Annotated in this window: 13 protein-coding genes; 12 read left to right on the top strand and 1 reads right to left on the bottom strand. The window is 68.5% G+C overall.

Annotation, left to right across the window (positions count from 1 at the left end; translation table 11 throughout):
- Positions 1-152 precede the first annotated feature (152 nt).
- The 4 genes from tig to clpX all read left to right on the top strand — a co-directional run bounded on the left by tig (position 153) and on the right by clpX (position 4675).
- Positions 153-1547: a trigger factor gene (tig, locus tag ACZ7L6_RS34670; protein WP_471930916.1), complete on the top strand. Its 1395-nt coding sequence runs from the start codon at positions 153-155 to the stop codon at positions 1545-1547.
- 325 nt (positions 1548-1872) lie between these two features.
- Positions 1873-2478: an ATP-dependent Clp protease proteolytic subunit gene (locus ACZ7L6_RS34665; protein ID WP_399103275.1), complete on the top strand. Its 606-nt coding sequence runs from the start codon at positions 1873-1875 to the stop codon at positions 2476-2478.
- A gap of 49 nt (positions 2479-2527) precedes the next feature.
- Positions 2528-3208: an ATP-dependent Clp protease proteolytic subunit gene (locus tag ACZ7L6_RS34660; protein ID WP_471930914.1), complete on the top strand. Its 681-nt coding sequence runs from the start codon at positions 2528-2530 to the stop codon at positions 3206-3208.
- A gap of 180 nt (positions 3209-3388) precedes the next feature.
- The gene (gene clpX, locus ACZ7L6_RS34655; protein ID WP_067003552.1) at positions 3389-4675 is read left to right on the top strand and encodes an ATP-dependent Clp protease ATP-binding subunit ClpX; all 1287 of its coding nucleotides are present in this window, start codon (positions 3389-3391) and stop codon (positions 4673-4675) included.
- A gap of 70 nt (positions 4676-4745) precedes the next feature.
- Here clpX and ACZ7L6_RS34650 read toward each other — a convergent pair whose 3' ends face one another.
- Complete coding sequence (locus ACZ7L6_RS34650) at positions 4746-5735, bottom strand: hypothetical protein (RefSeq protein WP_471930912.1); 990 nt, start codon at positions 5733-5735, stop codon at positions 4746-4748.
- Positions 5736-5871: 136 nt separating this feature from the next.
- On the opposite strand from ACZ7L6_RS34650, the gene ACZ7L6_RS34645 reads away from it, so the two are divergent.
- The 8 genes from ACZ7L6_RS34645 to ACZ7L6_RS34610 all read left to right on the top strand — a co-directional run.
- The gene (locus tag ACZ7L6_RS34645; RefSeq protein WP_471930910.1) at positions 5872-8496 is read left to right on the top strand and encodes a valine--tRNA ligase; all 2625 of its coding nucleotides are present in this window, start codon (positions 5872-5874) and stop codon (positions 8494-8496) included.
- A 198-nt stretch (positions 8497-8694) separates the two neighbouring features.
- The gene (gene folC / locus ACZ7L6_RS34640; RefSeq protein WP_471930908.1) at positions 8695-10197 is read left to right on the top strand and encodes a bifunctional tetrahydrofolate synthase/dihydrofolate synthase; all 1503 of its coding nucleotides are present in this window, start codon (positions 8695-8697) and stop codon (positions 10195-10197) included.
- A gap of 8 nt (positions 10198-10205) precedes the next feature.
- On the top strand, positions 10206-10562 hold the full coding sequence (locus ACZ7L6_RS34635; protein ID WP_471930906.1) for a DUF4233 domain-containing protein: 357 nt from the start codon (positions 10206-10208) through the stop codon (positions 10560-10562).
- Between the two features lie 114 nt (positions 10563-10676).
- On the top strand, positions 10677-11090 hold the full coding sequence (gene ndk / locus ACZ7L6_RS34630; protein WP_004001296.1) for a nucleoside-diphosphate kinase: 414 nt from the start codon (positions 10677-10679) through the stop codon (positions 11088-11090).
- 268 nt (positions 11091-11358) lie between these two features.
- Positions 11359-12378, top strand: a complete 1020-nt coding sequence (locus ACZ7L6_RS34625; protein ID WP_004931372.1) for a rod shape-determining protein — start codon at positions 11359-11361, stop codon at positions 12376-12378.
- Positions 12379-12575: 197 nt separating this feature from the next.
- On the top strand, positions 12576-13625 hold the full coding sequence (gene mreC / locus ACZ7L6_RS34620) for a rod shape-determining protein MreC (protein WP_471930904.1): 1050 nt from the start codon (positions 12576-12578) through the stop codon (positions 13623-13625).
- Between the two features lie 13 nt (positions 13626-13638).
- Positions 13639-14319, top strand: coding sequence for a rod shape-determining protein MreD (mreD, locus tag ACZ7L6_RS34615; protein WP_471930902.1), 681 nt, complete (start codon positions 13639-13641; stop codon positions 14317-14319).
- Positions 14320-14515: 196 nt separating this feature from the next.
- Positions 14516-15385, top strand: an 870-nt coding sequence (locus ACZ7L6_RS34610; protein WP_471930900.1) for a penicillin-binding protein 2, incomplete at its 3' end; no start/stop codon positions are given.

Genomic DNA, 15385 nt, shown 5'->3' with positions numbered 1-15385 from the left:
GCCTTTGGGGCGTGTCGCCGCTGCCGTTACTATGCAAGCTGCACGCCCGTGTGTCTCTCCGTACGAAGTCACGAAGTCCTCCGGGCGGCGAATCCGCCGGACCAGTCTGGCTCCGGCAGAACCCAAGAAGTCAGCCACAAGGAGACCGAACCGTGAAGAGCGCCGTGGAGACCCTGAACCCGACCCGGGTTCGGCTCACTGTCGAGGTGCCCTTCGAGGAGCTCAAGGACAGCCTCGACGCGGCGTACAAGAAGATCAACCAGCAGGTCACGGTGAAGGGCTTCCGCAAGGGCAAGATCCCGGCCCGCGTCATCGACCAGCGGTTCGGCCGCGGTGCGGTCCTGGAGGAGGCGGTCAACGACGCGCTTCCGAAGTTCTACACCGAGGCGGTCAACGAGGCCGAGCTCAACGTCCTGGGCCAGCCCGAGGTCGACATCACCGAGCTGAAGGACGGCGAGACGCTGAACTTCACCGCCGAGGTCGACGTCCGCCCGGCCATCGAGATCCCGGACTACTCCGGCATCGAGGTCGAGGTCGACGCCGTCGAGGTCACCGACGAGGACGTCGAGAAGTCGGTCGAGCAGCTCCGCGAGCGCTTCGCCTCCACCTCCCCGGTGGAGCGTGCCGCCGAGGACGGCGACGTCGTCACGATCGACCTCGAGGCCAAGGTCGACGGCGAGGTCCTCGAGGACGGCGTCGCGAACGGCGTCTCCTACACGATCGGCTCCGGCGAGCTGCTGGACGGCATCGACGACGCCGTGAAGGGCCTGGAGGCCGGTGGCGAGGCCACCTTCACCTCCGAGCTCAAGGGCGGCTCGGCGGCCGGCAAGGAGGCCGAGGTCACCGTCAAGGTCACCCAGGTCGCCGCCCGCGAACTGCCCGAGCTGGACGACGACTTCGCGCAGCTCGCGTCCGAGTTCGACACCCTCGAGGAGCTCAAGGCCGACAGCCGCAAGCGCCTGGAGAACATGAAGCAGTACGACCAGGCCACGCAGGCCCAGGAGCGCGTCCTGGAGAAGCTGCTGGAGCTCGTCGAGGTGCCCGTCCCCGAGAAGCTGCTCGAGGACGAGATCAACACCCGTAAGCACAACCTCGAGCACCACCAGCTCGGCCAGATGGGCCTCACCCTCGACAAGTACCTGGAGATCCAGGGCAAGAGCGCCGAGGAGTTCGAGACCGAGACCCGCGAGGCCGCGGTCAAGGGCATCAAGACCCAGTTCGTGCTCGACGAGCTCGTCAAGCAGGAGAAGCTGAACGTCAACCAGGAGGAGCTCACCGAGCACCTCATGCGCCGCGCTGCTTCCTCCGGCATGTCCCCCGACCAGTTCGCCCAGGCGGTCGTCGAGGGCGGCCAGGTTCCGCTCCTGGTCGGCGAGGTCGCCCGCGGCAAGGCCCTGGCCGTCGTGGTCGAGAAGGCCGTGGTCAAGGACACCAACGGCGAGATCATCGACCTGGACGACGAGGACGAGGTCGAGCAGGCCACGGAGACGGTGGAGGCCGCCGAGGGCACCGCCGACGCCGCCGACGAGGAGAAGGCCGAGGGCTGAGCCCACGGTGCCGTCTAGGCCGTACAGCTCGTAGGAAGGGCCCTGGGGACGCACAGTCTCCGGGGCCCTTCTCGCGTACGGCTGTGCCGCGCCGCCAGGGGCGCGGGGAACTGCGCGAACGGCCACGACGGACCCGCGCCCGCCGGCGAACCGACGCCCCACGGCGCTACGCCCCCGGCGAACACTCACGGAACCGGGATGGCACTGCCCAGCCACCGCGTTAGGGTCCATGAGTATGAGGGCAGGGGAGCCCCCGTTGCCCGCAGAAGACGTAAGACGGCCCGGCGCCGTCGTAAGACGAGCAGGTGGATACGTGACGAATCTGATGCCCTCCGCCGCCGGCGAGCCTTCCATCGGCGGTGGCCTCGGCGACCATGTCTACAACCGGCTGCTCAACGAGCGGATCATCTTCCTCGGCCAGCCGGTCGACGACGACATCGCGAACCGGATCACCGCACAGCTGCTGCTCCTTGCCGCCGACCCGGACAAGGACATCTACCTCTACATCAACAGCCCCGGCGGCTCGATCACGGCCGGCATGGCGATCTACGACACCATGCAGTACATCAAGAACGACGTGGTGACCATCGCCATGGGCATGGCGGCCTCGATGGGGCAGTTCCTGCTCAGCGCCGGCACCCCCGGCAAGCGCTTCGCGCTGCCCAACGCCGAGATCCTGATCCACCAGCCCTCCGCGGGCCTCGCGGGTTCCGCCTCGGACATCAAGATCCACGCGGAGCGGCTGCTGCACACCAAGAAGCGCATGGCCGAGCTGACCGCCTTCCACACCGGCCAGTCGGTCGAGCAGATCACCCGCGACTCGGACCGCGACCGCTGGTTCGACCCGATCGAGGCCAAGGAGTACGGCCTGATCGACGACATCATGCCCACGGCCGCCGGTATGCCGGGCGGCGGCGGCACCGGGGCCTGAGGCCCCACAGCGCCCCCAGCCGACCGCCTGAGCCCCTAGGAGACAGACAGTGAACGACTTCCCCGGCAGCGGCCTGTACGACCGCACGCGCGCCGAGTACGCGGGCCCCGTCGCCGAGTCCCGCTACGTGATCCCCCGCTTCGTCGAGCGCACCTCGCAGGGCATCCGCGAGTACGACCCGTACGCGAAGCTCTTCGAGGAGCGCGTGATCTTCCTCGGCGTGCAGATCGACGACGCCTCCGCCAACGACGTCATGGCGCAGCTGCTGTGCCTGGAGTCGATGGACCCCGACCGGGACATCTCGGTCTACATCAACAGCCCCGGCGGCTCCTTCACCGCGCTCACGGCCATCTACGACACGATGCAGTTCGTGAAGCCGGACATCCAGACGGTCTGCATGGGCCAGGCGGCCTCCGCCGCCGCCGTCCTGCTGGCCGCCGGTACGCCCGGCAAGCGCATGGCGCTGCCGAACGCCCGTGTGCTGATCCACCAGCCGTACAGCGAGACGGGCCGCGGCCAGGTCTCCGACCTGGAGATCGCCGCCAACGAGATCCTGCGGATGCGCTCGCAGCTGGAGGAGATGCTGGCCAAGCACTCCACCACGCCGATCGAGAAGATCCGCGAGGACATCGAGCGCGACAAGATCCTCACGGCCGAGGACGCGCTGACGTACGGGCTGATCGACCAGATCATCTCCACGCGAAAGATGAACAACGCCGAGGTTCGCTGACGCGGACCCGGTATTGTCTGCTGCCCCTTGGCACGGTTTGGGACGGTGCACGTCAAAGTGAACCGCGCCAAGGGGGGCCCGAACGGGGGGCCAGGCAAGGTACCGTCGGACATAAGGCAGCACCAGGAGCCGCTGGATTCGAAACGTCCAGTCGTCTCCCAGGCGAAGGGGAAGCACACCGTGGCACGCATCGGTGACGGCGGCGATCTGCTCAAGTGCTCGTTCTGCGGCAAGAGCCAGAAGCAGGTCAAGAAGCTCATCGCAGGCCCTGGTGTGTACATCTGCGACGAGTGCATCGATCTCTGCAACGAGATCATCGAGGAAGAGCTCGCGGAGACCAGTGAGGTCCGCTGGGAGGAGCTCCCCAAGCCGCGCGAGATCTACGAGTTCCTCGAGGGCTACGTGGTCGGCCAGGAAGCAGCCAAGAAGGCGCTCTCCGTCGCCGTCTACAACCACTACAAGCGCGTCCAGGCCGGCGAGAACGGCGGCGCCCAAGGCCGCGACGACGCCATCGAGTTGGCGAAGTCCAACATCCTGCTCCTGGGCCCGACGGGCTCCGGCAAGACGCTGCTCGCCCAGACCCTGGCCCGCATGCTGAACGTCCCGTTCGCCATCGCCGACGCGACGGCGCTGACGGAGGCGGGGTACGTCGGCGAGGACGTCGAGAACATCCTGCTGAAGCTGATCCAGGCGGCCGACTACGACGTCAAGAAGGCCGAGACCGGGATCATCTACATCGACGAGATCGACAAGGTCGCGCGCAAGAGTGAGAACCCGTCGATCACACGCGACGTGAGCGGCGAGGGCGTCCAGCAGGCCCTGCTCAAGATCCTCGAGGGCACAACGGCCTCGGTCCCGCCGCAGGGCGGGCGTAAGCACCCGCACCAGGAGTTCATCCAGATCGACACGACGAACGTCCTGTTCATCGTGGGCGGCGCTTTCGCGGGCCTGGAGAAGATCATCGAGTCCCGGGCCGGCGCCAAGGGCATCGGCTTCGGCGCGACGATCCGCTCCAAGCGCGAACTGGAGGCCAAGGACCAGTTCGAGGACGTCATGCCCGAGGACCTGGTCAAGTTCGGCATGATCCCCGAGTTCATCGGCCGCCTGCCCGTCATCACCTCGGTCCACAACCTCGACCGCGAGGCCCTCCTCCAGATCCTGGTCGAGCCCCGCAACGCACTGGTGAAGCAGTACCAGCGCCTCTTCGAACTCGACGGCGTGGAACTCGACTTCGAGCGCGAGGCCCTGGAGGCCATCGCCGACCAGGCCATCCTCCGCCAGACGGGCGCGCGAGGCCTGCGCGCCATCATGGAAGAGGTCCTGATGTCCGTGATGTACGAGGTGCCTTCGCGGAAGGACGTCGCCCGGGTCGTCATCACGGCCGACGTCGTCCACTCGAACGTGAACCCGACGCTGATTCCGCGGGATGCGCGGGGGCGGGGGTCGGGGGAGCAGAAGACGGCGTAGCCGTACCCCAGACGTACGAAGGGGCCCCGGTCGAGCGACCGGGGCCCCTTCGTGGTTGAGGCGTACGGCGTCAGGCCTTTTCGCGGACTTCCGCGCGCAGCTTGGTGGTGAGGTCGATCGTGGTGTCCTTGCCGACACCCGTGCCGGTGTTGTCGCCGGGCGAGACCATGGCGACCGTGCTGTAGTCGGCCCAGGCGCAGAACCAGTTCGTCGACTCCTTCTTGGTAAGCGCGTTGGTGCCCTTGGTCGACTGACACTTGGCGACCGTGCCGTCGATCTCGACCTCCTCGGGCTCGCCGACCAGCTCCGCATTCTGGAAGCTGTTGGAGTCACTTGAGGAGCTCTCCTCGATCTGCTTCTGGATGGAAGCGAAGAACTTGTCCAGGGTGGACTCAGGGTCGGCGATCTCGCCGTAACCGCCCACCATCGTGATGCCCTTCGCGGCCAGCAGCTCGGAGGTGTCAGGAATCGTGGAGGGGTCCTGCGGGTCGTAACCACTGAAGTCGGCAGTGGACCACTGCCCGACGACGACCGTACCGCTCTTGACGCCGCTCTTCTCCATGTCCTTCGCGGTGTCGGAGTCGCTGACCTGGTTGCCTTCGCCGACCCGCTTGTACTCGCTGAGCACCGTCGCCGGCGTCTCCAGCTTGTGCGCCCCGTCGTCCTCGAGGTTGCCCGCGCCGCCGCCGCGGCTGCCGCCGAGCGCGAAGTACGCACCGACCGCGATCGCGGCCACGACGGCCACCGCGCCGATGATCAGGCCGGTCTTCTTGCCGCCACCCCCCGGCGCCGGCGGCTGCGGCACCCCGTACGGGGCCTGGCCGTACGGCGGCTGCTGGCCGTAGCCGGGCTGCTGGCCGTACGGCTGCTGGGGCGGGACGCCCTGCGGGGGCTGCTGCGGGTAGCCGTAGCCGGGCTGGGGCTGGGCCGGAGGGGCCTGCTGGGGGTAGCCGTAGCCGGGCTGGGGCGCCTGCGGCTGCTGGCCGTACGGACCCGGCTGGCCGTACGGACCGGGCTGCTGGGGCTGCCCGCCGTACGGGCCCGGCTGGTTGTAGCTCATTTCTGGGTTCCCCTCCAGATGCTTATGCGTTCACGACATCCTGGCGCAAACACAGGGGACGCACGGCATCGGGGTGCCCACCGTTACAGAACAAACGCGTTTCGGGACACGCCCGGGACACCTCTAAACTGAGCCCGTGACCGAGAACGCTCAGCAGCAGCCACCAGCGCCCGACACCGAACTGCCGACCCAGTACGCGCCGGCCGACGTAGAGGGGCCGCTGTACGAGCGCTGGGTAGAGCGGGGTTACTTCGAGGCGGACGAGAAGAGCGACAAGCCGCCGTACACCATCGTCATCCCGCCGCCGAACGTCACCGGCAGCCTGCACCTCGGGCACGCCTTCGAGCACACCCTCATCGACGCCCTCACGCGCCGCAAGCGCATGCAGGGCCACGAGACGCTGTGGCAGCCCGGCATGGACCACGCCGGTATCGCCACGCAGAACGTCGTCGAGCGGGAGCTCGGCAAGGACGGCAAGTCCCGGCACGACCTCGGCCGTGAGGCGTTCGTCGAGCGGGTCTGGCAGTGGAAGGCCGAGTCCGGCGGGCAGATCAGCGGGCAGATGCGGCGCCTGGGTGATGGCGTCGCCTGGTCGCGTGAGCGCTTCACCATGGATGAAGGGCTTTCGCAGGCCGTTCAGACCATCTTCAAGCGGCTCTACGACGACGAGCTGATCTACCGCGCCGAGCGCATCATCAACTGGTGCCCCCGGTGTCTGACCGCCATCTCCGACATCGAGGTCGAGTACCAGGACGACGACGGCGAGCTCGTCTCCATCCGGTATGGGGAAGGGGACGACTCCATCGTCGTCGCCACGACCCGTGCCGAGACGATGCTCGGTGACACCGCCGTCGCCGTCCACCCCGAGGACGAGCGCTACCGCCACCTCGTCGGCCGTGACATCGAGCTGCCGCTCACCGGCCGCCGTATCCCGGTCGTCGCCGACGAGCACGTCGACCCCGAGTTCGGCACGGGCGCCGTCAAGGTGACCCCGGCGCACGACCCGAACGACTTCGAGATCGGCCAGCGTCACGACCTGCCGTCCCTGACCATCATGGACGAGCACGCGGTCATCACGGCCCACGGCCCGTTCCAGGGTCTGGACCGCCTGGAGGCCCGCTCGGCCATCGTCGGTGCGCTGCGTGCCGAGGGCCGGATCGTCGCGGAGAAGCGGCCGTACGTCCACTCGGTCGGCCACTGCTCGCGCTGCAAGACCACCATCGAGCCGCGCCTGTCCATGCAGTGGTGGGTCAAGGTCGGTCCGCTCGCGAAGGCCGCCGGTGACGCGGTCCGTGACGGCCGGGTCAAGATCCATCCGCAGGAGATGGAGAAGCGCTACTTCGACTGGGTCGACAACCTCCACGACTGGTGCATCTCGCGGCAGTTGTGGTGGGGGCATCGGATTCCGGTCTGGTACGGCCCGAACGGTGAAGTCGTCTGCGTCGGCCCCGACGAGGAGCCGCCGAGCGGCGAGGGCTGGCGTCAGGACACCGACGTCCTCGACACCTGGTTCTCCTCGGGCCTGTGGCCCTTCTCCACCCTGGGCTGGCCCGAACAGACCGAGTCGCTCGCGAAGTTCTACCCGAACTCCGTCCTGGTCACCGGCTACGACATCCTCTTCTTCTGGGTCGCCCGGATGATGATGTTCGGCCTGTACGCGATGGACGGCACCCCGCCGTTCCACACCATCGCCCTGCACGGCATGGTCCGCGACCAGTTCGGCAAGAAGATGTCGAAGTCCTTCGGCAACGCGGTCAACCCGCTGGACTGGATGGACAAGTACGGCAGCGACGCGCTCCGCTTCACCCTCGCCCGCGGCGCCAACCCGGGCGTCGACGTCCCGATCGGCGAGGACTGGGTCCAGGGCTCCCGTAACTTCGCCAACAAGATCTGGAACGCGACCCGCTTCGCGCTGATGAACGGCGCGACGGTGGACGGGCCCCTGCCGGACCCGTCGGCGATGTCCTCCACCGACCGCTGGATCCTCTCCCGCCTGAACTCGGTCGTCGCCGAAGTCGACGCGTTCTACGAGGACTTCCAGTTCGCCAAGCTGTCCGACGCGCTCTTCCACTTCGCGTGGGACGAGGTCTTCGACTGGTACGTCGAGCTGTCGAAGACGACGTTCGCCGCGGGCGGCGAGGCGGCCGAGGTCTCCAAGCGCGTCCTCGGCGAGGTCCTGGACGTCACGCTGAAGCTGCTGCACCCGGTGGTCCCGTTCGTCACGGAGACCCTCTGGACCACGCTCACGGGCGGCGAGTCGGTGGTCATCGCCGAGTGGCCGAAGGACAGTGGCTTTCGTGACGCGGCGGCCGAGCAGGAGATCGCGACGCTCCAGCAGGTCATCACCGAGGTCCGTCGCTTCCGCGCCGACCAGGGCCTGCAGCCGGGCCAGCGTGTCCCGGCCCGCCTGACCCTCGACGGCACCGCACTCGCCCCGCACGAGCCGGCCATCCGCCAGCTGCTGCGCCTGCAGCCGGAGGGCGATGCCTTCACGGCCACGGCGACGCTGCCGGTGGCGGGCGCGGAGGTCGCGCTGGACCTCTCGGGCGCGATCGACGTCGGGGCCGAGCGCAAGCGCCTCGCGAAGGACCTGGCGGCGGCCGAGAAGGAGAAGGCCCAGGCCACGGCCAAGCTCGGCAACGAGGCGTTCCTGGCGAAGGCGCCGGACCAGGTGGTGGAGAAGATCCGCGGCCGCCTGGCGAAGGCGGAGGAGGACATCGCGCGGATTGCTGCGCAGCTGGAGAGGCTGCCGCAGGCGTAGGCGTTTTGTTCGGCTGTCAGGGCCCTCGGTGCTGGGTAGGCGCCGGGGGCTCTGACGTCCCCAGGGGCGCGGGGCTGTGTCGATGTGCGGCTCCGCCGCGTGGGCGCGACCAGCCACAGACAGCCGTCAGCCGCCCTACGACACCAGGCACCCCCACTCCTTGGGCACTGTGTCAGTCCCCCTCCGTAGACTGGCCCCGTGAGCGACCAGAACGAGCCCGACCCCCTCGACCCCTTCGAAGAGATCATCGCGGCAGAAACCGACCGCGACCCCGATCTCGCGGTCATCGAGGCCGGCAGCCGAACCCTGCGCACCCAGGGCGGCCCGCCCAGCGCAGACGTACCCGCGCGCCCCGAGGACCCCGAGGTCGACAAGGCCCTGCGCGAGGTCGAGGCGGAGCTCGCCACCCGCTGGGGCGAGACCAAGCTGGAGCCCTCGGTCGCCCGCATCGCCGCGCTCATGGACGTCCTGGGCGAGCCGCAGCGCTCGTACCCCTCCATCCACATCACCGGCACCAACGGCAAGACGTCGACGGCCCGCATGATCGAGGCCCTCCTCGGCGCCTTCGAGCTCCGCACCGGCCGCTACACCTCCCCGCACGTCCAGTCGATCACCGAGCGGATCAGCCTCGACGGCGCCCCGATCTCCGCCGAGCGGTTCATCGAGACGTACAACGACATCAAGCCGTACGTCGAGATGGTCGACGCCTCGCAGGAGTACCGCCTGTCCTTCTTCGAGGTGCTCACGGGCATGGCGTACGCGGCCTTCGCGGACGCGCCTGTCGACGTCGCCGTCGTGGAAGTGGGCATGGGCGGCTCCTGGGACGCGACCAACGTCATCGACGGTGACGTCGCCGTCGTGACCCCCATAGACCTCGACCACACCGACCGGCTCGGCGAGACCCCCGGCGAGATCGCCGCCGAGAAGGCCGGCATCGTCAAGCAGGACGCCACCGTGATCATGGCCCAGCAGCCGGTGGACGCGGCGCAGGTGCTGCTGAAGAAGGCCGTCGAGGTCGACGCCACGGTGGCCCGCGAGGGGCTCGAGTTCGGGGTCGTGTCGCGTCAGGTCGCCGTCGGCGGACAGCTGGTCACCCTGCGCGGGCTGGGCGGTGAGTACCCGGAGGTGTATCTGCCGCTGCACGGCGCGCACCAGGCGCACAACGCCGCCGTGGCCCTGGCCGCCGTGGAGGCGTTCTTCGGCGTCGGCGCCGCCCGGGCCGAGCCGCTCGACATCGACACCGTCCGCAAGGCCTTCGCCTCCGTCGCCTCGCCGGGGCGGATGGAGGTCGTACGGCGGTCGCCGACCGTCGTGCTGGACGCCGCCCACAACCCGGCCGGCGCGCGGGTCACCGCCGAGGCGATCGGGGAGGCCTTCGACTTCAGCCGGCTGATCGGGGTCGTGGGCGCGAGCGGCGACAAGAACGTCCGTGGGCTGCTCGAGGCCTTCGAGCCCATCTTCGCCGAGATCGTCGTCACGCAGAACTCCTCCCACCGCGCCATGGACGCCGACGAACTCGCCGCGATCGCCGTCGAGGTGTTCGGTGAGGAGCGCGTGCAGGTCGAGCCGCGGCTGCCGGACGCCCTGGAGGCCGCGATCACGCTGGCCGAGGAGGAGGGCGAGTTCGCGGGCGGCGGTGTGCTGGTGACCGGGTCCGTCATCACGGTCGGCGAAGCCCGGCTGCTGCTCGGGAAGGGCTGAGTCGGAAGATGCGTACGCTCTGTTCCTCGACGCTGATCGGCGAGTTCTTCGTCATCGGCTTCGCCGGTCTGGTCGCCATGAAGGATCCCGACCTGTCCATGGCACAGGTGTGGACGGTCAGCGGCATCGCGATGTTCCTGTGCCTGCTGCTGTGCGGCCTGGTGACCCGCCCCGGCGGCGTCGCCCTCGGCTGGGCCCTCCAGATCGCCCTCGTCGCCTCCGGTTTCATCGTCCCGACCATGTTCTTCCTGGGCGTGGTCTTCGCGGCACTTTGGTGGGCTTCGGTGCACTACGGCAGGAAGGTCGACGAGGCGAAGGCAAGATTTGCAGCGCAGGGTGACAAAACCAGCCCGTCCGGCGCTTGAGAACGAGAGAGCCCCAGGGACGGCACCTCCTCAAGCTGACACTCCGTGACGGACGCCCAGCTCAGCCCTGTAACCTCATCCCACCGCACCCCGGCTGTAAGAAGGAGCCCTCCCGTGACCCAGCGCACCCTCGTCCTGCTCAAGCCCGACGCCGTCCGTCGCGGCCTGACCGGCGAGATCATCAGCCGTATCGAGCGCAAGGCCGGCTGGCAGATCACCGCGCTGGAGCTGCGCACCCTGGACCAGGAGACGCTGGAGCAGCACTACGGCGAGCACAAGGGCAAGCCCTTCTACGAGCCGCTGGTGGAGTTCATGGCCTCCGGTCCGGTCGTCGCCCTGATCGTCGAGGGCGAGCGGGTCATCGAGGGGCTGCGTCAGCTCGCCGGCCCGACCGACCCGATCGCCGCCGCGCCTGGCTCCATTCGGGGTGATTACGGCGTGATCGTCCGGGAGAATCTCATCCACGCCTCCGACTCCGAGGAGTCCGCCGAGCGCGAGGTGAAGATCTTCTTCCCGGGCCGCGCCTGAGCCCCTTTCCCCGGCCCGACCTGGGGCGGTCGTAGAAACCCGGCCGCCCTGCGGCATATGCGTGGCGATCGAGGGAACGAGTGCCCCCGATGGCCCGTCTCCACAAGCGGGGCGGTTCGCCATCTGCTGACAATGGCGAAGACCCTCCCGCAGTGTTTGCGAAGGCGCGTCTACGATAGAAGCCTTCACGTCACAGCACCCACTTCGCCGACCTGAAAAGCCGTCAAAAGCTCCCAGGAAGGCCAGACGAATCCTGATGGGGAACTCAATGTCGTTCATCGGCCGTGACATGGCTGTCGACCTCGGGACCGCCAACACGCTGGTGTACGTCAGGGGTCGCGGGATCGTACTCAACGAGCCGTCCGTCGTCGCGATCAACACCAACACCGGTGGCATCCTCGCGGTCGGCGCCGAAGCGAAGAAGATGATCGGGCGCACGCCCGGCAACATCGTTGCCGTACGTCCGCTGAAGGACGGCGTGATCGCCGACTTCGAGATCACCGAGCGGATGCTCCGCTACTTCATCCTGAAGATCCACAAGCGGCGTTATCTGGCTCGCCCGCGGGTCGTCGTCTGTGTGCCCTCGGGCATCACCGGCGTCGAGCGCCGCGCCGTCATCGAGGCGTCGTCCCAGGCCGGCGCCCGCCAGGTGCACATCATCGAGGAGCCCATGGCCGCGGCCATCGGCTCCGGCCTGCCGGTCCACGAGGCCACGGGCAACATGGTGGTCGACATCGGCGGCGGCACCACGGAGGTCGCGGTCATCTCCCTCGGCGGCATCGTCACCGCCCAGTCCATCCGTGTCGCGGGCGACGAACTGGACAATGCGATCATCCAGCACATCAAGAAGGAGTACTCCCTTCTGCTGGGTGAGCGGACGGCCGAGCAGATCAAGATCACGATCGGTTCGGCGTACGACCTCGACGCTGACGAACACACCGAAATCCGAGGCCGGGACCTCGTCTCCGGGCTGCCGAAGACCGTCGTCATCTCCGCGGCCGAAGTGCGCAAGGCCATCGAGGAACCGGTCAACGCGATCGTCGACGCCGTGAAGACGACCCTCGACAAGTGCCCGCCGGAGCTGTCCGGCGACATCATGGACCGAGGAATCGTTCTGACCGGCGGCGGCGCCCTGCTGCGCGGCCTCGACGAGCGGCTGCGCCGCGAGACCGGGATGCCGATCCACATCGCCGAGGACCCGCTGGACAGCGTGGCGCTCGGATCCGGCAAGTGTGTCGAGGAGTTCGAGGCGTTGCAGCAGGTGCTGGACGCCCAGCCGCGCAGATGACGTAACTCTTCGATTCCGCCGTACGGGATGATCTCCTCTCGTACGGCGGATCGTTGATATAGAGGCATAAGCTCACCGAAGAGCCTCGAAACCCCGAAACCTCGCAGACAACTCCGCATACAAACTTCGTGTACAGAAGCCCTCGGGTTTTCCCGGGGTTTCCCGAATTCCTATGAGGAAGGGCACGGCCGCCGCACGTGAGGGACACACGAGAGAGCCGGCTGCTCCTGGTGCTGCTGATCGCCATCGCGTTCGCGCTGATCACGGTGGACATCCGCGGCGGAGAGGACTCACCGGTCGACGGTGCCCGCCAGGCCGCGGCCGCGGTCTTCGGCCCGGTCGAGGACGGCGTGTCGGCCGCAGTGAACCCGGTCGGCAACGCGGTCGCCGCGATCCGCGACTCCGGCGAGCGCCACGACCGGCTCGCCCAGCTGGAGCAGGAGAACGCCGCCCTCAAGGCCAAGCTCGGCAGTGACGACCGCAACCGCAGCCGTCTGAAGCAGCTCGACAAGATGCTGAAGATCGCGGGCGAGGGGCAGTACGGCATCAAGGGCGCCGAGGTCATCGCCATAGGAGCGGCCCAGGGCTTCTCCTGGACGATCACCATCGACGCCGGCGCGAACGACGGCATCCAGCGCGACATGACCGTCCTGAACGGAGACGGGCTCGTCGGGCGGGTCACCACCGTCGGTCCCAACACCGCGACCGTGCTCCTCGCCAACGACCCCGACTTCACCGTCGGCACGCGCATGGAGTCCACCGACGAACTGGGCTTCGCCTCCGGCCAGGGCGACCGCCCGCTGCGCGTCGAACTCCTCAACGGCAAGGCCGAGGTGAAGAAGGGCGACCGCCTCGTCACCTTCGGCTCGCAGGCCGACAAGCCCTTCGTGCCCGGCGTCCCGGTCGGTGTCGTCTCGCGTGTCGACCCGTCCGGCGGCAACCTGACCCGGACCCTGTACGTCACGCCGTACGTCGGCTTCAGCAAGCTCGACATCGTCGGCGTCGTCGTCCAGGCCCCGAAGAAGGACCCGCGCGACACGGTGCTTCCCGACAAACCCGAGCCGACCCCCACGCCGACGGTGACGGTCACCGTCACGCCGGGCGCCGAGACCCCGGGCGACGGCGAGGACCAGCCTCAGGCGGACGGCCAGAACGAGCCTCAGGCGGACGGTCAGAACCAGCCCCAGGCCGACGGTCAGTACCAGCCTCCGGTCGACGGCCAGAATCAGTACGAGCAAGAGCAGTAGGAGCTGAAGCCCCATGCGCGTCAACCGAATCCTGCTCTCCTCCTCCCTGGTCGTCGTCGCCCTGGTGCTCCAGGTGAGCGTCCTGGCCCGGCTCCACCTGCCGGGCGCCGTCCCCGACCTGCTGCTCCTCACCGTGCTGGGCCTCGCCCTGGTCTACGGCCATGTCGGCGGCGCCCTCGTCGGCTTCGGCGCCGGCCTGCTCGCCGACCTCGCCCCGCCCGCCGACCATGCCGCCGGCCGCTATGCGCTGGTGCTGTGTGTCATCGGGTACCTCGCCGGGCTCATCAAGCCGGAGAACGGCCGGCTGAAGTCCGCCACCGGGCCGATGGTCGTCGTGGTCGTCGCCGCGATCGGCTCGACCTTGCTGTACGCCGGTGTCGGCGCCCTCGTCGGGGACACCGCCGCCCGCCATGTCGGCCTCGGCAGCCTGCTGTTCACGGCCGCGCTGTACGACCTGCTGCTCGCGCCGTTCGTCGTCCCCGGGATCATGGCGCTGGCCAGGCGCGCGGAGAACGACCCGCTCGCCGAGACCAACTCCCAGGCGAAGAAGCCCAGCATCTCCTCCGGCTGGCTCTCCGGCGGCACCGGCCTGCGCATCGGCAGTCAGCGCGGCGGGCTGGGCGGCCTGAAGGTGAAGGCGGCGAAGGCGCGAACGGCGCGCGCCGGGCGCATCAAGGGGGTCAAGCGGCTGTGACCGCAGGAGAGTTCACCGGAACGAGTGGGGGAGGAACCAGGTCTCGCGGGCCAGTCGTTCCTCACTCGTACACACACACTCGCGTTCATCGCTCGTACACAAACACTCGCGTGCCGCACGCGTACATCCGTACTCGTACGGCACGCACCCGCACGGCACGCACTCGTACACGCACTGAGAGGGGGAGGCAGCCGCAGTGACCAACATCCCCGAGACCGGCCGGACGCCGCGCGTCCAGATCCGGCTCATCGTCATCCAAGTCCTCGTCCTCTCCCTCCTGGGCACCCTCGGCGGACGCCTGTGGTACCTGCAGATCCGTGAGGGCGACGCCTACGCCAAGGAGGCGTCGGGCAACCATGTCCAGCAGGTCGTGCAGCCGGCGGTGCGTGGCTCGATCCTGGACGCGCGCGGCGTGGCGCTGGCGGACAACGAGACGCGGCTGGTGGTGTCCGCTTCGCGGACGGATCTGCTGAAGATGCCGGACGACGGTGAGGCGGTGCTGACGAAGCTGGCGGGTGTGCTGGGTATGACGCCCAAGGATGTGCGGGAGAAGGTGCGGCTGTGTGATGCGCAGACGCCGCAGCCGTGCTGGAACGGCTCGCCGTACCAGCCGATCCCGATCACGGATGAGGCCACGCCCAAGCAGGCCCTGCAGATCCGTGAGCGGGCCGAGGACTTCCCCGGCATCACCGCCGAGCCGCAGGCGGTACGTCGCTATCCCGGCCCCGGTGAGGCCAACACCGCGCAGGTGCTGGGCTACCTGTCCCCGGTCACCGACGAGGAGATCAAGCAGGCGCAGGACTCCGACTCGCCCTATCTGCGTTCGGACCAGGTGGGCCGCTCGGGTCTGGAGCGCCAGTACGACAAGGAGCTGCGCGGCAAGGCCGGGGTCACCCGCTACGAGGTGGACAACCTGGGCCGGGTGATCGGGCAGGCCCAGTCGGATGCCGCGCAGGCCGGCTCCAACCTGGTCACCAGCATCGACGCGCGGGTGCAGCGGGTGGCGGAGTACGAGCTGAACGACGCGATGAAGAAGGCCCGCCAGGAGTGGGACCGCAACACCAAC

The sequence above is a fragment of the Streptomyces sp. NPDC107522 genome (assembly GCF_055657525.1).
The sequence above is the reverse complement of the archived record's forward strand: the minus strand, read 5'-3'. Positions and strand labels throughout refer to the sequence as shown.

Excerpts from the sequence above, each read along its gene's own strand:
- ACZ7L6_RS34665 (WP_399103275.1), top strand. The coding sequence starts at position 1,873 with ATGCCCTCCGCCGCCGGCGAGCCTTCCATCGGCGGTGGCCTCGGCGAC.
- ACZ7L6_RS34650 (WP_471930912.1), bottom strand. The coding sequence starts at position 5,735 with ATGAGCTACAACCAGCCGGGCCCGTACGGCGGGCAGCCCCAGCAGCCC.
- ACZ7L6_RS34635 (WP_471930906.1), top strand. The coding sequence starts at position 10,206 with ATGCGTACGCTCTGTTCCTCGACGCTGATCGGCGAGTTCTTCGTCATC.
- ACZ7L6_RS34625 (WP_004931372.1), top strand. The coding sequence starts at position 11,359 with ATGTCGTTCATCGGCCGTGACATGGCTGTCGACCTCGGGACCGCCAAC.
- mreD (WP_471930902.1), top strand. The coding sequence starts at position 13,639 with ATGCGCGTCAACCGAATCCTGCTCTCCTCCTCCCTGGTCGTCGTCGCC.